Raw genomic sequence first — 21,371 nt, 5'->3', positions numbered from 1 at the left:
CTGAACTGACATGAAACCAGTCAGCAGGACAGGCGTGCGATCACGTCGTGCCACATACCCTGTTGGGTGATGGGGCTGTCGCGTGGGGGAACGTGGCCTGTGGTCCTGCTGACGCCAGGGGGCATTCAGCAGGGGGGCCGCGTGAGGGGGGAACGCCCGGGGAAATTGCCGGGGGTGCACGCGGTTGTCCCGGACGGGCATGCGGGCGTGCCCACGCCATCGGCGGCAGCGGCATGAACGGCAGTGCCGCCAGTGCAATGGCGGGCAGGTGCAGCAGCGGGCACAGCGTGCATGACCCGTCATGGTCATGGCGGGATGTATCATGGTCGGGAGTGTGGTCACGACCATGGTCCGGACCATGGAGGATGGCCCGGCCGGTGAGATGGGTCATGGCCTGCGCCAGGGCGCGATGCGGGCCGTCCTCCATGACCATTGTGGCGGCGTCTTCGCATCCCATGTCCGCCATGGGGGCGATATCAATACCGGTCAGGCGTTCAATCGTGGCGCGTGGCATTTCCCCCGGCAGCGCGCGGCTCAGGACCAGCAACTGCCCCACAAAGCCCAGCAACGTGCACACAACAACCAGCCACCGGATGGTGGCCATGCCTGTCACAGGATGGGAAATGCGTGCCATGAAGCGGAAAGATATGCCTTTTTTTCACGAATGCGTGGCAATGTCGGTCACGCCGTAAGGCTTGTCAAATCGGCTGGCGGGCATATTGTGTCGAACACGTAATGGTGCGACAGTGCGCCCGAACGCATTCCCCCCTCCCGTCATGGATGGCAGGCGGTCTGGCGTCCGTGCTGCATGAACGTCCGGCCCACCCACCGGGCCGATTTACGGAAGGAAAGGTCATGTCCGGTATCTTTGCAATGTTGCGGCGTGGCGTCATGACCGCCACGGTTGGGCTGGTATGTGCCGCCGCCCCGGTGCAGGCCGCAACGCTGGCGCAGGATGTGGCAAAAACCGTATCAGGGCAGCCGGGGTCTTTCGCCGTCTATGCCGCGATGTCGGGACAGCGCCCGCAGGTCTGCCTTAACTGCACGGATTACATCAACGCCGCCAGCACCATGAAACTGTTCGTGATGGACGCGGCCTATGACATGTTTACGCGTGGCACCCTTCAGCCGCAGGAGACGATTGTGGTGCATAACCGCTTTCACTCCCTCGTAGGAACGCGGAGTTTCTCGCTGGAGCAGAAAGAGGATTCCTATGATCCGCTTTATGCGCAGATCGGCAGGCCCGTCACGGTGTCCGAACTGGTGCGTGTGATGATCCAGTACAGCAGCAACCTTGCCACCAACCTGATGGTCGAACGGATCGGCGTGCCCTATATCCATGCCGTCATGCATGCCCAGCACCTTAAGGGAGTGCGCTTTGGCCGCATGATCGAGGATTATGACGCCAATGACAAAGGCATCCGTAACGAGATGACGGCAAAGGGGCTTGGCATGTTCATGCAGAAGCTCGACCAGGGAAAGATCGTAGGGCCCGCGCAAAGTGCCGCGATGATCGACATCCTGCGTGGCCAGACATTTAACGACATGATCCCTCCTGGCCTGCCGCCCGGAACCCCTGTTGCGCACAAGACCGGATGGGTGGATGGCGTGCGCAATGACGCGGGCATTGTCTTCCTGCCTGATGGACGTCACTATATCCTTGTGATGCTGACGAAATCCCTGCCTGACGAGGCTGCGGGCATCCGGGTGCTGAATGGCATTTCCCGTCAGGTCTATGGCCATTTCGTCGCGTCACCCGCCATGGGTGCGCCAAAGGGCGGGTAACGGGGGAGCTTCTGGCGCGTCCCTGATATGCCCCGGGTGTGTCGCGCGGCGGCATTGCCTAACCAGCCAGCGTACGGGGACCGTGTAAGACATGCGACTGCGTCAGATTGAAGTTTTTTATGCGATCATGACGACGGGATCACTGCGTCGCGCGGCAGAGGTGCTGCATGTTTCGCAGCCTGCCGCAAGCAAGGTGCTGCGTTATGCCGAGCAGTCGTTGGGCTTTGCCCTGTTCGAGCGTACGGGCGGTCGCCTCGTCCCCACGCGTGAGGCGCAGATCATGCTGCCGCATGTCAACACGATCTTTGCCAAGCTGTCCGACCTCAAGCGCCTGACGGACAATCTGCGTTATGCCCGTGACGGGCATTCGATCAATATCGGCTGTGTCCCCAGCCTTGGCCTCAGCCTCGTGCCACGGGTGATCCAGCGTTACCATGCCGACCATCCCGGAACGGAATTGACGGTCGATACCCTTCACGGTACCGAAATCGTGTCGCGTATCCTAAATCATGACCTCGACCTTGGGATTGTGTTTGGCGATTATTCCTGCGACGGCGTCAGTTCCCATCACATCGCGGATGTGCCGCTGCTGCTGATTGATGGCGGGGACGGCACCGATGGCCCTGTCGTTATGGAACGGATCAACCCCGCCCGTTACATCGGGTTGAGTGAAAATGATCCCACTGCGCGCCTGCTGGATATGGCGATGGAGGAGGCGGGCCTCTGTACCGCCCCGTCGGTGCGGGTGCGCACGCATTACATGGCGGCCGAACTGGTGCGACTGGGGGCGGGGTGCGCCATCGTGGATGCCCTGACCGCGCTGCATCACCCCGGCCTGTCGAAACCGCACGAACTCTCGCCCCCCCTCTATGTGGCATGCACGGTGCTGTTTCGTGCGGATTACGCGCTTTCGCATATTTCGCGTGATATCCTGTCGCTTTTGCGTACGGAACTTGATGTTGACCTTGGGCGGCTGCGGTGCTGAGGCTTCCGCACGGAAATCCTGATATTAAAAATATGGTTTAATCATAAGAAAATTTCTGATGAAGTCCTTTTTGGTATCACCCTCGACAAGATTTTTTATTGTTCCTGGAGGGATATTTGAGAATGGCCAATATGGAAAGGCTGTTTGAAAACAAATCATTGATAAAAAATAAGAAAAGTTTTGGGGTGACGACTTTTTTTAAAAAGGCGGTGTCTTCTAAAGCTTTTTTGAAAAAGCTTCACCAAAAACTTTTATAATTTTAGTGTGTTATCGAGCCAGACTTTTCAAATAGTCTCGAATAAGGGAAGAAGATGCTTCCAATATATTCCTGTTTATGGATCTGATATATTTCAAGGTTTGTGAAGGCATGAAATCATAAAAATTCTGTATCATAAAGGTTTTTTGCAATATATCAGAGCCTGACGCAAAAAGCGGTTTGAGTAGTTTTTGGTAGGAGACAACGCTGCATTGGGATCAAATCTTATGAGGCAGATTGTCCCCAACCTCATGACCATAAATCGCGATTGAGAAAGCAAAACAACCTATCCGGCTTTTACTGTGAACATCATCGTTTCTTGAGTAACTGAAATAAATCAATTGATTTTCGGTCAGGATTTCAGTTTTTCAAAAGACCTTATATTGGACGTTTAAAAATCAGGTAATCAAACAACACTTTATGTATCAGAGACTTTTTGAAAAGTAAGTCTCAATAACATCCTGAAATTATAAAGATTTTTGGTAAAGCTTTTTCTAAAAAGCTTCGAAAGACGCCGCTTTTTTGAAATAAAGGCGGCACCAAAAAACCTTTCCTGTTTTCTATCAATGATTTGTTTTCCAACAATCTCTCGGGCATGTTTTATGCATAAGGTTCTGCACGGCGGTCTGGCGGGTATTACGTAAGGTTAAGGGCGGGCAGCATCTCGTTACACGACAGGGGGCAGGTTTCATGCTTTGCTGGCAGGTGGTGTCACATCATGTTTGTGACGACGTCCCTTTTCTTCAGCAGCGTCAGGATGGCCGGTAGTGAAAAAGTCATGTGCAGGACGGGTCGCCCGTCGCATTGTGGGAATGGGCATATTGTCACTTGCGATATTGCCGCCTGCGATTTCTGCATCGTGGGCCGCGCCCGCTGCCTTGCCGCCGGGCCTCAGCGCCGCACAGATCGACGCGGTTGTCGCGCGCGCGCGCGATGCGTTCCATGTTCCGGGTGTGGCCGTGGCGGTCGTGCATGATGGACAGGTTATTTTTGCACGGGGATATGGCCGCAGGGGAGAGGACGCGCATAGCGGTAATGTCGATACGCGCACGATGTTCGCAATCGGGTCCAATACCAAGGAATTCACCACCACTGCGCTTGCGACGCTGGTTGATGCGGGCAAGCTGAAATGGGATGACCGGGTGATCGACCATATGCCGGAATTCCGGGTGGCAGATCCCGCCATCACGCGTGATTTCCGCGTCAGCGACCTGCTGACGCATCATAGCGGCATGGGCGAGGGAGCGGGCGACCTGATGCTGTTTTCCCACAGCACCTTCACACGGCCCGAAGTGCTGGCTGCGCTGCCTTACATGCCATTTACCGCGCCATTTCGTGTGGATTACGCCTATAATAACCTGTTATATGTCGTTGCGGGTGCGCTGGTGGAGAAAATCAGTGGCACAAGCTGGGAAAATTATGTCCAGTCGCATCTGATCGACGCTGCTGGCCTGCCCGCCTGCCAGAGTACGCCGCCGGTCAGCGGGCAGATGGATGTTGCAACAGGACAGGGCGAAGATCCCGCCCTGCCTGATCGTGCCACGCTGCGTCTGCCTGCCGTGGCCCCGGCGGGAGGTATCTGGTGCAGTGTCGATGGTGTCAGCCGTTGGGTGCAGATGTTCCTCAATGGTGGGAAAACCCCGCAGGGCAGAACCATCATCAGTACTGCGCAGCGTGATGTGGTATGGGCCCCGCATGCGCTTTTGCCGCTGCCGGATACGGCACAGGCAACGCAGGGGCATTTCCGTGCCTATGGCTATGGCTGGTTTACCGAGGATTTCTTTGGAAAAAAGCGTGTATGGCACACGGGCACGATCGACGGAATGGTCAGTTATGTCTCGTTCCTGCCGGAAATGAATACCGGGATTGTGGTCCTGACCAATCATGATGACCATCATGCGACTTATGCCATACAGACGACACTGAACTCCCTTGTCGTAACAGGGAAAAGCGATGACTGGGTGCAGCATTGGAAGGATGAGGCCACAGCAAAGGAGGCAGAGGCGGCCAAGGCTGCCGCCACCGACGGGCCTGGATCACCCGCGCGGCCGTTTATCACGCTGTCTGCACAGGCGGCGCATGACTATGTCGGGCTGTACCATGATGACTGGCGTGGAAACCTGCATGTTACGCAAAAGGGTACCGAACTGCGCCTGACATTTGACAAGGCGATCGGTCTTTCGGGTGTACTGTCGGCGTTGCCGCATGACCTGTTCGTGGTGCGATGGGATAACCGCGCACAGGATGCGGAGGATGACAGCTATGTCCAGTTCCAGCGCGATATGACGGGCAAGGTCGTAGGTATGAAGATGCAGGTTATCGGCTCGGACTTCAGCTTTGACGCGCAGGACCTGCATCCACGCAAGGTTTCGGACCAGCCCTGATAATCGAACATGTCCCGGGCAATATGATGTAGGACGTAGTGTCCGGTAAAGTCCGTACCTTTTTAATAATGTATTGTTCCAGAACGTATTTCATAAAAAAAGGGGCATAGGAATTCAATTCCCATGCCCCTTTTGTCATTGGTCCGTATATTCAGGGTTTTTGCGGGGCGAAGATATTGCCCGCCGGTGTGGGGGCATGCACGTCAATCCAGCTATTGGCGACGTCAATACTGATCTGTGCCGGTTTATAGGCACTCGCGGGGGCAAGGAAGATATTGTCCACATAGGTCTGCGGATTACGGTCATAAAGCGGGAACCAACTCGACTGTACCTGGATCATGATCCGGTGCCCCGGCAGGAAGGTATGGTTCGCCACAGGCAGGTTGAATTTGTAAAGCTGCTGTGTATTGGCGGGAATGGGTTCTGGATGTTCGAGGCTCTTGCGATAGCGGCCACGCAGGATATCAGCGCTGACCATCAGCTGGTAGCCACCCATCTCGCGCTGTTCGGGCACTTCGTCAGGATAGACATCGATCAGCTTGACAACAAAGTCCCCGTCGGTGCCGGTCGTCGCGGCCGTCAGGTGGACAACAGGCTGCCCCTTGATCGTAAAGGGCTGCGTCAGCACACCAGATGTCATGGTCAGGACGTCGGGCCGGGCGGAGAAATTGCGCTGGTCCATCGTCAGCCATTTTGCCCATGGCGAACCCGTTGCCCCCTTGGTCAGCACGGGACGTGGAATATAGGTAACCGGGTGCGCGGGGTCGGACACATATTGCTGCGTGCCGGCATTGGCGCCCGCCGGGGTGAAGGCAATGCCGTGTCCGGGCTGGAAATGCAGGCTGGTGCATCCCGATGCACATTCCTGTGACGGCAGGGCATTTTCGGATTCCCACACATTCTCCCCAGTGCGGAAGGCCGTGACGCGGGCAGGAAGCGGGATGGACGCGTCCTTCAGGTAATGTGCAAGGAACGGTTCAAGGATCTTCTTGCGGAAATACAGTCCGGTATCGGCGTGAAAGTCGATATCCCCCAGCATGCCTGCCTCTTTGGCCTCTCCTCCATGGTTCCATGGCCCCATGGCAAGATAGAGGTTGGAGGCCGCCGACGGGGTCTGTCGCAACGCGTAATAGGTTGCAATCGCGCCATAAATGTCTTCCTGGTCCCACAGGCTGTGTACCAGCAATGTCGGAACCTTCAGCCCTTCCTTTTGCAGCAGCTTGTCCATGGCCTGATCCTGCCAGTAGGCATCATAGGAGGGATGCGCCAGAATCTGCTGGAAGAAGCCGATCTGCTCCATGCCGCGCGACTTGCCCACCATGCCGGCGGATACGCCATTCAGGTAAACGTCATAGGCATCATACTGACTGGCCCACCATTTCGGCATGCTCTTGCGCGTGGCGTCCTGGGTATAGATGTAGGGCAGCGATTCCTCGCGGAAGGCGCCGTTATGGAACCAGTCATCGCCCATCCAGCCATCGACCATCGGGTTCATGGGCACAGAAACCTTGAGCGCTGGATGCGGATGGAACAGTGCCGTCAGCGCGGTATAGCCATCATAGGAGATCCCGATGATCCCGACTTTCCGGTTGCTTTGCGGAAGGTTATGGATCAGCCATTCGATCGTGTCCCATGTGTCGGTTGAATAATCGACCTGTGTGCCATTCAGCGGGCCACGCATCGGACGCGCCATGACATAGTGGCCTTCGGAACCATGTTTGCCGCGCACATCCTGGATAACGCGGATATAGCCGCCATCGGCGATCACGTCGGGCATGTTGTCATACCCCTCCATGATCGAGCCCATATGGCCGCTATAGGCATATGATACCATGTGATCAGCGCTATAGGGCGTGCGCGTCAGCAGGATGGGGGCATCATGGGCCGCCCGGGGGATCAGGATGACGGTATACAGCTTCGTCCCGTCACGCATGGGGATCATCACGTCCTTACGAACGTAATCAAAGCTGGAATCCGCGACCTCGAACTTGTCCGGCATGTCGGGGGCGATGCCGCCTGGCGGCGCCTCCTGTGCCAGGGCGGTCATTGAAAAGGCAGCGAAACATCCTGACAGCAGAAATATTTTTTTCATCATCGGTCTCATGCAGCGTACAGAAAATGGGCCGGACCCGAAGGTCCGGCCCCGTCAGGCGGCGATTTTCAGAATTCCGCCGAGATGGTGCCAAAGAATTCGCGCGGTGCCGCGACGAACAGGTTGGCGTTGTCATCACCGCTGACCGATGCCGCGCCATACACGCCACCGATATAGTTCGTGTTGAACAGGTTGGTGATGCCAAACGTGGTCTTGAGGTTATGGGTGAAGCCGATCTTGCCAAAGTTATAGGCAAGGTTGAGGTTGGCCAGCCAGTATGACGGGATCTTCTCGTCATTCAGGTAGGTCATGGGGCGCGAACCGATATAGTTCACGTTGAAGTTGAACATCGCCCGCTTGTAGGTGTAGTTCAGGTTCGCCTTATACATGAACTTGGGATAGTAGACCTGGTGCTTTCCCTTGATGCTGTAGGTTGTCCCGCCATAGTTGATGGCCGTGCTCTGGTATTCGGCATTGTTCCAGCTAAAGCTGTTGGTGATTTCCAGTCCCTTGAACGGACGCACCGTGCCCTGCACGTCCGCGCCATTCATGGTTTCGCGACCCACGTTCAGGAAGGCGTTGTTGGTGTTGTTGGCTGACCCTTCGGTAATGGCCGCCAGACGGTTGTAGTAATCCGTGTGGTAGAAATCCACCGTCCCGGAGAAGTAGCGCGAGTTGTAGCGGTAGCCGACGACATAGTTCCACGTGCGTTCCGGCTTCAGCTTGCTCTTGTTCGCGTTGAACACCGTCTGTGCCGAAGTGGTGGAATTACCCAGGCCACCCCATGCAGTATCGGAATCTGTCTGTGAATAGTAATCGTAGGAACGCATGTTCTCCGCAATGTCCCAGTAAATTTCATGGTTGCGGAGGAAATGGTAGTCAAAGCTGAAATGCGGCAGGAACGCATCGGATGCCGTCATGGTGCCGCTGACGGGATGGCGGTAATAGGCGTTCCAGCCTTCGGCGACCAGCTTGTCGGTATAGTCGGCCTTTGTGCCGCCATGCGTCGTCTGCGTCATGGAGCGGAAACCAGCCAGCAGCGTCATGCCCGGCATGATGGTCCAGCGGTCCTGCAGGAAGAAGCTGAAGGTGTTGGTGTTAAAGCTGTTGTTGAACCATGTCGCGCCGGAACCGGCGGGCATGTTGGAATCGTCGTTGTGGCCGGAGGTCAGGCCGTCTTCATACAGGCGTTCATTATACACCCATTTGTTGTTTTCGTACCAGACACCGGTTTCAATATGGTTGTGGTGCGGGGCTTCGATGGCGAATTTTTGCGTAAAGCCAAGGCGGCGCATGAAGGCATGGCTGCCGATCAGCGCCTGCGGCACGCCCGATACGGTCCCGTCGGAGTTCAGCGACACCGGCCCGTAGGAAGGTGAGGTCAGGAAGTTGTTGGTGCCACCATAGATGGCGCTGTTGACGTTGCCATAAACGATGGTGTCGGACGTCACGTTCTTGAAGATATCGTAATGCAGCGACACGTTCGACAGATAGGTGCGCTGCAACTGTGACGCATCCCACGAATAATCGCCCACTTCGTCATTCGACAGGATGCCCTGCACGGATGATGGAACCTGGTCGGTGTACTGCGCATAATAGGCCCACAGCTTGGCTTTTTCGTAATCGGGTTTCAGATAGGTCGAATTGCGGCCCATCTTCTGCCACATGTTCTTCGTCATCGTCAGGTAGTTGGACTGCGTGAAATCGCCATAGCCAAAGAAGGCCGTCAGCTTGCCGCGATCACCCAGCGGCTGCACCAGCTTGGCGTCCGCCTGCAGTTCGTCCTGATATCCCTGGCCCTTCCACAGGTTGGTGTCGGTGCGTGCAAAGGATGCATAGAACTTTGTGCCCGTGGAATTGAGCACGCCGCTATCCACGCGGCCATAGGTGCGGAACGCGTTATAGCTGCCGAAGGTCTGGCTGACCTTGCCGCCCGCCTTGTCCTTGGGGTCAGACGTCACATACGTCATGGCGCCGCCAAGGTTCTGGGTCGAGAATGAATCCAGCGCACCCGCGCCCTGCGACATGGTCATGCCGCCGATATCATCCTGGATCATCGCCTGCGTGATCGAGACGCCGTTGCTGTTGGCAAAGCCCTGCGTGCCCATCGGCATGCCGTCCAGGGTCGCGCCGATCTGCATCTGCGTAAAGCCGCGTACGTAGAATGTGTTGGCATAGGTATCCAGGCCGAACGCATCGGTGGAGGTGAAGTTCGCGCCCGGCGTGGTCTGCGCCAGCACCTGCATGGGGTTCGTCCCTTCGACGAAACGATCCATGACCTGTCGTGTCACCGCGACCTCGGACCCATGGCTGCGCACGCGTGTCGCACTGACCGTCAGGCTTTCAGGCGTCTTGCTGGCAAGCTGGTGCTGCGCGGTGGCTGCGTGTGCCGTCCGGGGCGTGCCTTTGACCGCGCCCCTGGCAGCAACGCGATGCGTCGTGGCAGTCGTCGTTGTGGTCGTCGTGTCCGCAGCGGAGGCCGAAGCGCATGTTCCAACCGACGAGAACAGGGTATAACCCGTTATCGCCGTACAGAACAGGAGCCATGATTTTTTTCTCGAATACTGCATTGGTCCAGTTTTGCTGAGCATTTGTTACCTTGCCTCAGATCGGGTTGCGACATGTTCTGCGGAAGACGGCACACAATCTTGAAAAAATAATGCCAATCCATGTTTGGTAAGGTCGTTATCTGGCTGATGCCATTAGGTTCTATATCGAAACGTTTTAGGTTTATTCGTTTCCTGTCAATAACAAAAAATCATGTTCTACTTAACCTGTAGTTAAGGGGTGTGTCCGCCCCCATAATGCAGGGCAGGACTTGCTTGCCCCGGGCTTTTGCTTGGCATGGCATGATCCATGATGCCCGCCGGGCACTGGGACCTGATTTTTTACAAAGTTAAGGCCCATGATCCTGAAATTGCAGGATAATTTATATGTAATAATGGATGTTGATGAAGAAAACCGGCATGGGGAACCGTCGTGTGGTGGGGCATGCATGACGCCCCGTCAGGCATCGGTCATACGTGATGCGGAATATATAATACCCTGATTTTATCAGGATGTTCATGTATTCTGTGAACAGCCGTCGTCATAATGGGGCGGGCGTTCCAGGATTGGCTTTGATATAGATTCATGGTTCCAATCCCCCCAGAAAAGTTAATGTCCAGCAGACTATTTCAGTGGTGATGGTTTTATGTCAATTCCAAATACGCCCCGTTTTCATTAGCTGTGGGTTAAGGAGACGCACTGTGGCGGGAATGTCGCATTATTTATGGGGATATTTAATATAATTGTTTAATATCAATTGGATAAAAAATGTCACGCGTGTGTGCCCATCGGGTACGCCATGGCATAACTGCTGGTTATGTACCCATGACCAGATGGAATTGGATATTACGGCCAATCCAGTACAGTCTGGTAACAATAGCTGTCCCGGCCCTGGGGCAGGACCACATGCCTGCCTGAATCCATCGTGCGTCAGTACGGGGACGCAACCATATCGACAGGACGGGTATTGTGTAACCCAATTTTGTGGATCAGGGGTTTTCGTAAATGCTTCTTTCGGCGCGTGTGGGTCATGGCCTGCCGTGGGGCCGGATTGCAGGCATGTCACCACCAGTGATGTTTGGGGCATGAATAGTTGCGATTGATGTCGTTGTGCGCGCGTTACGTGTTCCGTCACCTGCTGGTTCTCCTGCCGGCCATGTTCGCCCTGTGCGTTACGGCGCAGGCGGCGGGACAGGATCACCATGGGGGGGAACTTCGCCTGCTGGGCAGCACTTCGGGCGGGACGCTGGACCCGCAACTGCATTACACACCGGTTTACCTGCAGATTTTTTCCGCCGTTTATGATGGGCTCCTGACCTATCGCAAGGCGGGGGGCGCGGCCGGGGACGAGGTCGTGCCGGATCTGGCCACGGCATTGCCCCAGCCAGAGGATGGGGGCAGGACGTGGACATTCTACCTGCGTCCTGGCATCCGCTTTTCCGACGGGCGGCCCGTGCGGGTACAGGATGTGCAGGCCTCTTTCCAACGCATCTTCCGCGTCGGCAGTCCCACGGCCAGCAGTTTTTATGAAAATATCGTCGGCGCGCATGACTGCCTGCGCCAGCCCCATGCCTGCACCCTGTCCGAAGGGATGGAGGTGGACCCGGCGACCGGGCGCATCACGTTCCACCTTGTCGAACCCGATGCAGAGTTCCTGACCAAGCTGGCCTATCCCCATGCCGTGATTTTGCCTGCCGACACACCTGACCATGATGTTGGTACGGTGCCTGTGGCGGGGACGGGCGCCTATCGTGTTGTCTCCTATGACCCGCAACAGTCGTTGCACCTTGCGCGCAATCCGTATTTTCACGTCTGGAGCGACGCCGCGCAGCCCGAAGGCTATGTCGATACGATAACCTACCGTTTCGGCCTGCGTGACGAGGACGAAGTCACGTCGGTGGAGGCCGGGCATGATGACTGGATGTTCGAGGTCAAGCCCCTCGACCGGCTGGGCGAACTTGGGGCGCGTTTCCCCGATCGGGTGCATATCAACCCGTCGCTGCATATCGTTTATGTGCCTCTCAATGTTCATATCGCGCCGTTTGACAATGCCATGGCACGACAGGCCGTGGCATGGGCGCTCGACCGGCATGCGGCGGCCATCTTCTATGGCGGTCCGGCTGTGGCGACCCCGATGTGCGACATGGCGCCGCCCAATGTGCTGCCGCCGGTGGGGCAATGTCCCTATACGCTGCCGGCTGTATCCGCATCCGGCATGTCCGGCTGGCCCCGGCCCGACCTGGACCGGGCGCGCGACCTTGTCATGAAAAGCGGGACGCAGGGACAGGCTGTGACCATCGTCGTGCAGACGGATTCAACACAGCGTGGGATCGGGGCATGGATGCGTGACCGGCTGCAACAGATCGGCTACAGGGCATCTGTGCGTGAGATCAGCCGGGGAGTGCAGTTTTCCTATATCCAGAACAGTGCCAACAATGTGCAGATCAGCCTGACAAGCTGGTTTGGCGATTATCCCTCGCCCTCCAACTTTGTGTATCTGCTGTTTGCCTGCTCCAGCTTTCACCCGCATTCCGACAATTCGATCAACATTCCCGGCTATTGCAATCCCGCCCTTGATGCCGTCATGCATCGGGCGTTACAGGAACCACGCGATCCCGTGCGCATGGCCCTGTGGCGTCAGGCTTCCAACATGCTTAACAGTGATGAACCCGCCGTGCCCCTTCTTGCCATCAAGGATGTAGACCTGGTTTCCGCCCGTCTGGGAAATTATGCCTACCATACCCTCTATCACATGCTCGTCGCGCGGGCGTGGGTGCGGTAATGGCACAGGATCTTCCCGCGCCGCCCGCAGGCCCATGGCGGCAGGCCATGCGCTCCATCGCGTGCAACCGTTCCGCCATGGCGGCGCTGGCGACGTTGGCGCTGGTGACGCTGGCATGCATGCTGGCGCCGCTTTACGCCCATCATGTCGCGCATACGGACCCGTTCACATCAAATGTGGCGGGCAGCATCGTGCTGGACGGGCATGAGGTGGATATTATGCAGCCCAATGACAACCCGCTGCATCTTGGCCTCAGCCCGATCGGGCCGACATGGCATGCGACCTATCTGCTGGGTGCGGACAGCCAGGGGCGCGACCTTGCGTCACGGCTGCTGTACGGGGGGCGGGATTCCCTTCTGGTCTCGTCCTGTGCGGCGGTGGTGTGCCTTGTGCTGGCGGCCATGGCGGGGATTGTCGCAGGATTTTCTGGCGGGGTCGTGGATGCGCTGCTGTCGCGTATGATGGATATCATGTGGGCGGTGCCGGTCTATCTGTTTGCGATCTCCCTTTCGATCGTCACCGTCAGCCACGGGCTGCGGGTCGGGCCGGTCACGGTGCGGGCCGACAGCCTGCTGATCCCCATCTTCATCATCGCACTTGTCTATGTGCCCTATGCCGCGCGGCCGATACGTGGGCGTGTCATGGCGTTGCGGCAGGCCGAATTCGTCACGGCCGCGCGCTGCCTTGGCGTGCCGCGCTGGCGTATTGTCGTGCGTGATATCCTGCCCAATGTCACGACCACGCTGGTGATGCTTGGCCCGCTGCTGATGGCGCTGTCGCTGCTGGCGGAAAGCGCGCTGTCGTTCCTGTCGCTTGGCGTGCAGGCGCCCGCGGCGTCATGGGGCACCATCATCCAGGATGGCGAAGGGCTGATCTATACCCGTCCCATGGTGGCGGTCGCGCCGGGCCTTGCGATCGTGGTGGTTGTGCTGGCGCTCAATATCCTGGGCGACGGGTTGCGTGATGCGCTGGATGTGCGTGACGCGGCGCGGCGTTCGTCGTGAAGGGAGCGTGGCCATGATGCTTGCCCTGCTACGTCGGCTGGGACAGACGCTTTTCGTGCTGTTCGGGATTTCCGCGCTGGTGTTCGTGGTGTTCTTCGTAACGCCGGGGGCGGACCCCACGGCGCGCATCGCCGGGCGCAATGCCTCCCCCGCCGTGATGGAGAAGGTGCGCCGGGAATATGGTTTCGACCGGCCCCTGCCGGTGCAGTACGCCACGATGATGAAAAAGCTGTTCATCACGCGCGACCTTGCGTCCTATGTCGATCGCGGTGAACTTGTGGTGCCGGAAATCCTGCGCGCGGCCCCGGTCACGGCATCGCTTGTGTGTGGGGCGGCGCTGATCTGGGTTGTGGTATCGGTCGCGATGGGAACGCTGGCGGCGGCGATGAAGGATACATGGGTGGACCGGACCCTGATGATGGCCGGGCTGGTGGGGATTTCCATGCCGGTCTTCTGGCTGGGGCAGGTGACCAACCTTGTAACGCAAAGCCGTTATCACGACACATGGCTGTTTTCATGGGTGCCGGGACTGGGATACGTGCCGTTTGGCGAAAGCCCGCTGGGCTGGTTCCGTGCGCTGGTGATTCCATGGATCGTGCTGGCGGTGATGTTCATCGGGATCTACAGCCGTGTCCTGCGCTCTGACCTTGTGGCGCTGGCGGGGGAGGATTTCATACGCACCGCACGCGCCAAGGGGCTGTCGCCGGTACGCATCCTGCTGTGGCATGGGCTGCGGACATCCATGATTACGTTCGTATCCTTGTTCGGGCTGGATTTTGCGCAGCTTGTTGGCGGTGGCGCGCTGTTGACGGAGGTTGTGTTTGGCCTGCCCGGTGTGGGGCACCTGACATATCAGGCGCTGAACAACCTCGACCTGCCGGTCATCATGGCAACCGTGATGTATTCCGCCGTCTTCGTGGTGATGGCGAATGCGGCGGTGGACCTGCTGTATGTGTTTCTTGACCCGAGGGTGCGTGATGGCCGCTGAGATATCCCGCCCCGTGCCATTGCTGGAGGTGCGCGACCTGTGTGTCAGCTTCCCTTCGGGCGGACGCATGATCCCGATTGTCGAGCATGTGTCCTTTACGCTGGGTGAGCGTGAGATCCTTGGGCTGGTGGGGGAATCCGGGTCGGGAAAATCCGTGACGGCCATGGCGATCATGGGGCTGATCGACAGTCCGGGCGTGCGTATCACCGGCTCCGCCCTGTTTCGCGGGCAGGAACTTGTGGGCCTGCCGCCTGCACGGATGCGGCGCCTGCGGGGCAAGCAGGTCGCCATGATCTTTCAGGACCCGATGACGGCGTTTACCCCCGTCTATACCATTGGCTGGCAGATTGACGAGCAGATCCGCGCGCATGAACGCGTCACACGCCGGCAGGCGCGTGCGCGCACGGTGCAACTGCTGGGGGAAATGGGGGTGCCCGATCCTGCACGCACGGCCAACCGTTATCCGCACCAGTTGTCAGGGGGGCTGCGCCAGCGTGCGATGATCGCCATGGCTCTGTCATGCAATCCTGCCCTGCTGATCGCCGATGAACCGACCACGGCGCTGGATGTGACCGTGCAGGCGCAGATCCTCGAACTTGTCCGTTCGTTGCGTGCGACACATGGGTCTTCGGTCCTGATGATTACGCATGATATGGGCGTGGTGGCGGAAACCTGTGACAGTACGCTGGTGCTGTATTCAGGACGGGTGGCGGAAACCGGGCCGACGGACCTCTTGTTCGCGCATCCGGGCCATCCTTATACGGCGGCCCTTCTGGCCTCCATCCCGCCGTTGGACGGGCCACGGCCTGAACGCCTGCCGACCATCGCGGGCGCGCCGCCTGCGCCGTTGGACCGCCCGGCGGGCTGCGCCTTTGGCCCGCGTTGTGATTATGTGCATGAAAGCTGCCGTTTTGTCCCGCCGCCCCTGATCCCGGTTGGCGCCGGGCAGGAAGCGGCCTGTGTCCTGCCGACCGAAGGCCGCCCCCTGTCGCCGCGGCATGTGGCCGCCCCCACCACGCAGGACGCCCCCGCATGAGCGCACGGTTGACCGCAATGACGCCAGATGACGCCCTCCCCCTGATGGAGGTGCGCGACCTGCGCAAGACCTATGCTCTGGCGCGTGGGCAGACGCTCAAGGCGGTGGACAGCATTTCCCTGTCGGTCATGCCGGGGGAGGTGCTGGGTCTGGTGGGGGAATCGGGATGTGGCAAGTCCACGCTGGGGCGGTGCCTGCTGCGGTTGATGGATGTGACGTCTGGGCAGATCATGTTCGAAGGGCGCGATATCACCGCCCTTGGCGAACGCGCCCTGCGTCCGCTGCGGCCGCGCATGCAGATGGTGTTCCAGGATTCCTATGCCTCGCTCAACCCCCGGCGGCGCATTGGCGACCTGCTGGCGGAACCGTTGCGGGTGCATCCCGATGCGGGGGGGCGCAGGCGTTCGGCGGCCGAAATTGCCGCGCGCCTGCATGAACTGATGGAACTCGTCAGCCTGCCGCGTGCGGCACTCAACCGCTATGCCCACGAATTCTCCGGCGGTCAGCGCCAGCGCATCAACATTGCCCGCGCGCTGACACTGTCGCCACGTCTGGTTGTGGCCGATGAACCGGTTTCGGCACTGGATGTGTCGGTGCAGGCGCAGATCGTCAACCTGTTCATGGACCTGCAGGCACGTCTGGGGCTGACCTATGTTTTCGTCGCGCATGACCTTGCCGTGGTGCGCCAGATTTCTACGCGTGTTGCGGTGATGTACCTTGGCGCGGTGGTCGAACTTGGTGCGACGGACGATGTGCTGCACCATCCGGCGCATCCCTATTCCGCTGCGTTGACCGCCGCCGTGCCGCGCCCGGTGGTGGGGGGCATGCGCGCCGTCCCGCTTGGCGGTGATATTCCCAGCCCGATCGCACGCCCGGCGGCATGCCGGTTCCATACACGCTGCCCCCATGTGCAGGAACGCTGCCGGGTGGAGGAACCCACCCTGCGCCCCATTGGCCCAGGACACGATGTTGCGTGTCATTTCCCGCTTTCACGCGGCTGACGCGCCGCGCTGCGTTCATCATGCCGTGGAAATGGGATTTGCGGATTTTGCACGAATATATGCTATTTTCGTCCCGTGCGGTCGGCATGAACCGGAAAGGACGGTATTGTGGAACTGAAATGGCTGGAAGATTTCGTATGCCTTTCACGTACCCTCAGCTTTTCGCGTGCGGCGCGTGAACGCAATGTCAGTCAGCCTGCCTTCTCCAAGCGTATCCGCCAACTCGAACAGTGGGCGGGTGCATCCCTTGTCAACAGGGTCAGCTACCCTGCGGAACTGACGGCGGAGGGCAGGCGGTTCCTGGAGGAAGCGACGGAGATCGTCTCCGCCTTCTACAGGGCGCAGCGCAGTGTCTGTCCATCATCACGGTGCGAGGTCGTGACCATCGCCGCGCTTCATACGCTGGCGCTGACGCTGATCCCGCATTATTTCGGCAGCCGTGAGAACATGCCGTCCATGGCGCGCCTGAAGGTGACGCCAGACCTTGGCGGGATCGAGGATAACCTTAACAGGCTGGTCACGGGTGGGGCGGATTTTTTCCTGACCTATGCCCATCCGCTTGTGCCGTTTCACCTTGATCCGGCGCTGTTTCCCTTCGTCTGTCTGGGGACGGAGCGTGTATTGCCTGTATGTGCGCCGGAACTGAAGGCACGGGTCAGCCACGCAATGGCCAATGCGGAAGCCGTCGATTACCTGAGCTATGGCGATGAATCATTTTTTGGCGTTGCCCTGTCAAAGCTTTTTGCAAAACATGATGCCTTTCGGCGGCGGGTCGTCTGCGAAGACACGCTGTCGGTCGGGTTGATGTCCATGGCGCGGGCGGGATGGGGGGTGGCGTGGCTGCCTGAAAGGTTGATCCGCGATGAACTCGATATGGGGCTTTTGGTATCCGTTACCGATGATCCCGCGCTGGTGTTGACGGTGGAGACACGCCTTTATCGCCATGCCAATGCGCAACGCCCGGTCTGTGACCAGGTGTGGGACGTGTTCACCTCACGCGCGAACAGGTTTGCCCCGGCCCATGGGTGATGGGGTATGTGTCGGGTTTCGTGTCATGATTTTAAAAAAATGTTTGAAATATATACAATGTTTATAAAAATATTGATAACCATGAATGGTTTCAGGATATAACGCGGGCCGGAAAAAGTCGGCGCAGTCCCTGCCGGTCAATCAGGTCCTCAAGCCATATGGCATGTTCCAGCAAGGCCTGGTCATTGCCGCGCTGTGCGCTTAACAGCACGCCGACAGGGCGGCCTTCGCGATCTTCCGCGCACGGGATGCTGATGGAGGGATGGCCGCTGATATTCGTCAAGGTGCAGTTGCGTGATGCCAGCATGGGATGTTCAGGCGTCATCGCCGCAGGGGGCAGGGCGGTCACCTGGGCCGTGGGTTCAAGCAGCAGGTCGCACGTTGACAGCACGTGATCCATTTCCACGCTGATGGCGGCCTGTTCACGGCGCGCATCCTCGATCTCACTTAAGGAAACAGAACTTTTGCGCAGCAGGCGTTCGCGCAGTGTGGGGGAAAGTGCGTCAGGATTTTTGTGTGCGGCAGCGCCCCAGACCTGCCATGTTTCGGCAAAAAGCGCGATGGTGACAGGTAATGTCCGGACATGTAGCGTCGTGGTGCAGTCCATGATGGTGACGTCTTCGTCACGCAGTGCAGACAGAAGTTGGCCCATGACGTGGAGGATGCCGACGTCACAGTTTTCAAATCCTTCCCACCGGATACCGATACGCCGCGTGCGTGGTGCGGGCGCGCTCGGGCGGGCGTCGTGTTCGATGGCGTGGAACAGGTGCCGTGCGTCGCGTGCGCTGCGTGTCAGCAGCCCGACATGGTCAAGGCTGGGCACGAGGGGCATGATGCCGGTCATGTCCCAGCGTTTTGCAGTGGGCTTGAACCCTGTGATGCCACAGCAATGCGCCGGGAAACGGATGGAACAGGCGGTATCTGTGCCCAGTGCCGCCATGGTGAGGCCCCTGCTCACGGCGGCGGCGGCCCCGCTGCTTGACCCCCCTGGGTCCAGGCGGGTGTCGAGTGGATTGCGGGTGCGTGGTCCCACCGCATTTTCGCCCGTCGTGCCCCATGCCAGTTCACACATGCTGGTCACGGCGGGAAACAGCGCCCCTGCCGCGCGCAGACGGGTGATGATCCACGCATCACGCGTCGCAATGCGCCCGGCGAACAGCCGGCTGCCACCCTGTATGGGGGTGTCGGCGATATCTATATTGTCCTTTACCGCGATATTCAGGCCATGAAGCGTCTGGCCCGCACGCTGCCGTTCAGGCAGGCGGCTGAGGGCCTGTGCTTCCTGAATGACCACTGTTTGGCGGAGATGGCGCACGGCGTGGATATCCGCGTCGCGCGCCGTCATCCGTGCAAGTGCCGCACGGATATCCCCCTTGTGGGGGTCGGCTGTCATGCCGCCATATGTCATGGACGTGGATGGGCCGCCAGCACATCCGACAGGGCCGGGAACACCATGCCGTTGCGTCCCGCAACAGGGGTTGCGGCACACAGGGCGTTGAGCACAGCTTCCTGTGTGGCTTCGGCCACCGCGCGGAACAGGATGTCGATGTGCCCTTCGTTCAGCATGGGGCGGGTGATGGTACCTTCGGTTTCGTGCAGGTGAAAACGCACACTGGGGCAGAAACCAACCGCGATATCGCCGCTGCCGTTGCCCCAGAAGGAGCCCAGTCGCCCGATACCTATACCCGCGCGGCGTATGACCCGGCGTAATTGCCGGTAATCCAGCGGCAGGTCGGTTGCGACAACCATGATGACGGACCCACGTTCGCGTTCATCGTGCAGGGTGGGCGCAGCCGGTGGTGCGATGCGGCGTCCATCCGGCAGGGTCAGGTCGCCCGGCATGCCGAAATTGGCAAGTACCAGCACGCCCAGAATGCCCTGGTGCGTTCCGGCCGCGACATGGCGCGAGGACGTGCCGATCCCGCCCTTGAACCCGAATGCCGTCATGCCGGTACCCGCCCCGACCCCACCTTGCGCGACCGTGCCGCCCTGCGCGTCGCGTATTGCCTGCAGGGCGTCGTCTGGCGTTACGGCCAGTGCCTGTATATCGTTGATGCGCCCGTCATTGCATTCAAATACCAACGGATTGACCGTTGACAGGCTGCGGCCGATTTCGGGATTGCGTCCGATGGCGTCACGGATCAGCGCCTCGGCCCCCGCACTGACGGAGAAGGTATTGGTCAGCAGGATCGGCGTTTCGATCTGGCCAAGTTCCTCGACCTGCATCATGCCGACGCTTTTGCCAAACCCGTTAAAGACATGCACCGCGCCAAGCGGACGGTCGCGGAACAGGTCGCCGTCATGGGGCAGGATACATGTGACGCCCGTCTGAATGGGGCCATTGCGGATCGTGCGGTGTCCGACGCGTACGCCGGGAACATCCGTTATGGCGTTATGCGGACCGGGTGGCAGGATACCGCACCCCAGGCGAAAGCGCCGCGCCGGGCTGTCGTATGTCGCAGGGCTGTCGTATGTCATCGTGTGGCCGGCGCGGAAAGGGAACGCATGAAGTCAAGGTAGGCGTCCTGCAGGCGTTTCGTAACCTCGCCGGTCTGCCCATCCCCCACGGCATGGCCGTCGATGCTGATGACGGGGACGATCATGTAGGTCGCGCTGGTGACGAAGACCTCTGGCGCGCGCAACAGTTCATCGCGTGTGATGATGCGTTCTTCCACCTTCATTCCGGCATCCTGCGCCAGCGTGATGATACGCGCGCGCGTGCAACCGGCCAGCAGATGGTGCGAAAGGGGGCGTGTGATCAGCGTACCCGATGCCTCCACGATGAACACGTTGGAGGACGAGCCTTCGGTAATGCCCAGTTCGTCAAAGAACAGGGTATCGTCCACGCCGTTGGCAAGCGCGCTGCGCTTGGCCATGACCTGGGGCAGCAGCATTGTGGTCTTGATATCACGGTGCAGCCAGCGGATATCGGGTTGCAACTGCACCGTGATGCCACGTGACAGGGACGGTGCGGACAGGAAATCCTGTGCCTGCGCCAGGATCATGACGGTCGGTCGCCCCTGCGGCACGGCCGTAAAGGAACGCGGGGTCGCACCGGGCGTCACCTGAAGGTAGGCAAACCCGTTCGTGATGCCATTGGCATGCGCAAGGTCATGCATGATCTGCGGTAGCTGCGCGCGTTCGGGGGGCGGCGTCATGCCGCATGCGCCAAGGGACCTGTCCAGTCGCGCAAGGTGGCTGTCCATGTCCACGAACTGCCCGTTAATGATGATGCAGACTTCGTAAATGCCCTCGCCAAACAGGAAAGCCCGGTCAAAAGGGGAAATCCGGGCTGATTCCGCAGGCTGGATTTCCCCGTTCAGATAGATCAGTGATCCCATGTCATGCTCCGGCCTAGGGCGAAAATTGATGCCGGAATATCATGAACCTGAAAGGGGAAGTCGTCGAATTGATATTTTCTTCTATCCTATTCTCAAAAGTTACTGCTTCGCCGGTCTTTATATCAAGGCAACATCAGAAAA

Annotated in this window: 15 protein-coding genes; 9 read left to right on the top strand and 6 right to left on the bottom strand. The window is 58.9% G+C overall.

Features of this window, described 5'->3' with window-relative positions; all coding sequences use genetic code 11:
• Positions 1-40: 40 nt before the first annotated feature.
• Positions 41-634, bottom strand: a complete 594-nt coding sequence (locus FYB92_RS14480; RefSeq protein WP_225578679.1) for a DUF2946 family protein — start codon at positions 632-634, stop codon at positions 41-43.
• 221 nt (positions 635-855) lie between these two features.
• Here FYB92_RS14480 and FYB92_RS14475 point away from each other — a divergent pair, with 221 nt between their 5' ends.
• From FYB92_RS14475 to FYB92_RS14465, 3 genes are all read left to right on the top strand, one after another.
• Positions 856-1,785, top strand: coding sequence for a serine hydrolase (locus tag FYB92_RS14475; protein WP_225578678.1), 930 nt, complete (start codon positions 856-858; stop codon positions 1,783-1,785).
• A gap of 91 nt (positions 1,786-1,876) precedes the next feature.
• Positions 1,877-2,770 carry a LysR family transcriptional regulator gene (locus tag FYB92_RS14470; RefSeq protein ID WP_003617765.1) on the top strand — a complete coding sequence of 298 codons (894 nt, stop codon included), beginning with the start codon at positions 1,877-1,879 and terminating at the stop codon, positions 2,768-2,770.
• A 1,023-nt stretch (positions 2,771-3,793) separates the two neighbouring features.
• Positions 3,794-5,410, top strand: coding sequence for a serine hydrolase (locus tag FYB92_RS14465; RefSeq protein WP_332828856.1), 1,617 nt, complete (start codon positions 3,794-3,796; stop codon positions 5,408-5,410).
• A gap of 151 nt (positions 5,411-5,561) precedes the next feature.
• Here FYB92_RS14465 and FYB92_RS14460 read toward each other — a convergent pair whose 3' ends face one another.
• Complete coding sequence (locus tag FYB92_RS14460; RefSeq protein WP_225578677.1) at positions 5,562-7,457, bottom strand: CocE/NonD family hydrolase; 1,896 nt, start codon at positions 7,455-7,457, stop codon at positions 5,562-5,564.
• 113 nt (positions 7,458-7,570) lie between these two features.
• Positions 7,571-10,072 (bottom strand): TonB-dependent receptor domain-containing protein, encoded by a 2,502-nt coding sequence (locus FYB92_RS14455; RefSeq protein ID WP_003617771.1) that lies wholly within the window; start codon positions 10,070-10,072, stop codon positions 7,571-7,573.
• A 1,079-nt stretch (positions 10,073-11,151) separates the two neighbouring features.
• On the opposite strand from FYB92_RS14455, the gene FYB92_RS14450 reads away from it, so the two are divergent.
• From FYB92_RS14450 to FYB92_RS14425, 6 genes are all read left to right on the top strand, one after another.
• Positions 11,152-12,831 (top strand): ABC transporter substrate-binding protein, encoded by a 1,680-nt coding sequence (locus FYB92_RS14450; protein WP_075595900.1) that lies wholly within the window; start codon positions 11,152-11,154, stop codon positions 12,829-12,831.
• A complete protein-coding gene (locus FYB92_RS14445; protein ID WP_332828855.1) occupies positions 12,831-13,835 on the top strand; it encodes an ABC transporter permease in 1,005 nt (334 codons plus the stop codon). Before FYB92_RS14450 ends, FYB92_RS14445 begins: the two co-directional genes overlap by 1 nt.
• Before the next feature lie 13 nt (positions 13,836-13,848).
• Positions 13,849-14,823, top strand: coding sequence for an ABC transporter permease (locus FYB92_RS14440; protein WP_003617775.1), 975 nt, complete (start codon positions 13,849-13,851; stop codon positions 14,821-14,823).
• Positions 14,813-15,859 (top strand): ABC transporter ATP-binding protein, encoded by a 1,047-nt coding sequence (locus FYB92_RS14435; protein ID WP_075624510.1) that lies wholly within the window; start codon positions 14,813-14,815, stop codon positions 15,857-15,859. The genes FYB92_RS14440 and FYB92_RS14435 overlap by 11 nt, the downstream gene beginning before the upstream one ends.
• Positions 15,856-16,860, top strand: a complete 1,005-nt coding sequence (locus FYB92_RS14430) for an ABC transporter ATP-binding protein (protein ID WP_408902377.1) — start codon at positions 15,856-15,858, stop codon at positions 16,858-16,860. The genes FYB92_RS14435 and FYB92_RS14430 overlap by 4 nt, the downstream gene beginning before the upstream one ends.
• A 108-nt stretch (positions 16,861-16,968) precedes the next feature.
• Positions 16,969-17,889, top strand: a complete 921-nt coding sequence (locus FYB92_RS14425) for a LysR family transcriptional regulator (RefSeq protein WP_003617779.1) — start codon at positions 16,969-16,971, stop codon at positions 17,887-17,889.
• Positions 17,890-17,980: 91 nt separating this feature from the next.
• Here the strand turns inward: FYB92_RS14425 and FYB92_RS14420 are convergent, their stop codons facing one another.
• From FYB92_RS14420 to FYB92_RS14410, 3 genes are read right to left on the bottom strand one after another with little or no spacing between them, the layout of a single operon-like run.
• Positions 17,981-19,282: an amidase gene (locus tag FYB92_RS14420; RefSeq protein ID WP_332828854.1), complete on the bottom strand. Its 1,302-nt coding sequence runs from the start codon at positions 19,280-19,282 to the stop codon at positions 17,981-17,983.
• An 11-nt stretch (positions 19,283-19,293) separates the two neighbouring features.
• Positions 19,294-20,367 carry a P1 family peptidase gene (locus tag FYB92_RS14415; protein ID WP_062808573.1) on the bottom strand — a complete coding sequence of 358 codons (1,074 nt, stop codon included), beginning with the start codon at positions 20,365-20,367 and terminating at the stop codon, positions 19,294-19,296.
• The gene (locus tag FYB92_RS14410; RefSeq protein WP_332828853.1) at positions 20,364-21,230 is read right to left on the bottom strand and encodes an aminotransferase class IV; all 867 of its coding nucleotides are present in this window, start codon (positions 21,228-21,230) and stop codon (positions 20,364-20,366) included. The genes FYB92_RS14415 and FYB92_RS14410 overlap by 4 nt, the downstream gene beginning before the upstream one ends.
• Positions 21,231-21,371: the final 141 nt, after the last annotated feature.

Source organism: Novacetimonas sp. GS1 (genome assembly GCF_036686925.1).
In the GTDB taxonomy this organism is placed as follows: domain Bacteria; phylum Pseudomonadota; class Alphaproteobacteria; order Acetobacterales; family Acetobacteraceae; genus Novacetimonas; species Novacetimonas hansenii.
The sequence above is the reverse complement of the archived record's forward strand: the minus strand, read 5'-3'. Positions and strand labels throughout refer to the sequence as shown.

Excerpts from the sequence above, each read along its gene's own strand:
- FYB92_RS14480 (WP_225578679.1), bottom strand. The coding sequence starts at position 634 with ATGGCACGCATTTCCCATCCTGTGACAGGCATGGCCACCATCCGGTGG.
- FYB92_RS14475 (WP_225578678.1), top strand. The coding sequence starts at position 856 with ATGTCCGGTATCTTTGCAATGTTGCGGCGTGGCGTCATGACCGCCACG.
- FYB92_RS14470 (WP_003617765.1), top strand. The coding sequence starts at position 1,877 with ATGCGACTGCGTCAGATTGAAGTTTTTTATGCGATCATGACGACGGGA.
- FYB92_RS14460 (WP_225578677.1), bottom strand. The coding sequence starts at position 7,457 with ATGACCGCCCTGGCACAGGAGGCGCCGCCAGGCGGCATCGCCCCCGAC.
- FYB92_RS14455 (WP_003617771.1), bottom strand. The coding sequence starts at position 10,072 with ATGCAGTATTCGAGAAAAAAATCATGGCTCCTGTTCTGTACGGCGATA.
- FYB92_RS14450 (WP_075595900.1), top strand. The coding sequence starts at position 11,152 with ATGTCGTTGTGCGCGCGTTACGTGTTCCGTCACCTGCTGGTTCTCCTG.
- FYB92_RS14445 (WP_332828855.1), top strand. The coding sequence starts at position 12,831 with ATGGCACAGGATCTTCCCGCGCCGCCCGCAGGCCCATGGCGGCAGGCC.
- FYB92_RS14440 (WP_003617775.1), top strand. The coding sequence starts at position 13,849 with ATGATGCTTGCCCTGCTACGTCGGCTGGGACAGACGCTTTTCGTGCTG.
- FYB92_RS14435 (WP_075624510.1), top strand. The coding sequence starts at position 14,813 with ATGGCCGCTGAGATATCCCGCCCCGTGCCATTGCTGGAGGTGCGCGAC.
- FYB92_RS14430 (WP_408902377.1), top strand. The coding sequence starts at position 15,856 with ATGAGCGCACGGTTGACCGCAATGACGCCAGATGACGCCCTCCCCCTG.
- FYB92_RS14420 (WP_332828854.1), bottom strand. The coding sequence starts at position 19,282 with ATGACAGCCGACCCCCACAAGGGGGATATCCGTGCGGCACTTGCACGG.
- FYB92_RS14415 (WP_062808573.1), bottom strand. The coding sequence starts at position 20,367 with ATGACATACGACAGCCCTGCGACATACGACAGCCCGGCGCGGCGCTTT.
- FYB92_RS14410 (WP_332828853.1), bottom strand. The coding sequence starts at position 21,230 with ATGGGATCACTGATCTATCTGAACGGGGAAATCCAGCCTGCGGAATCA.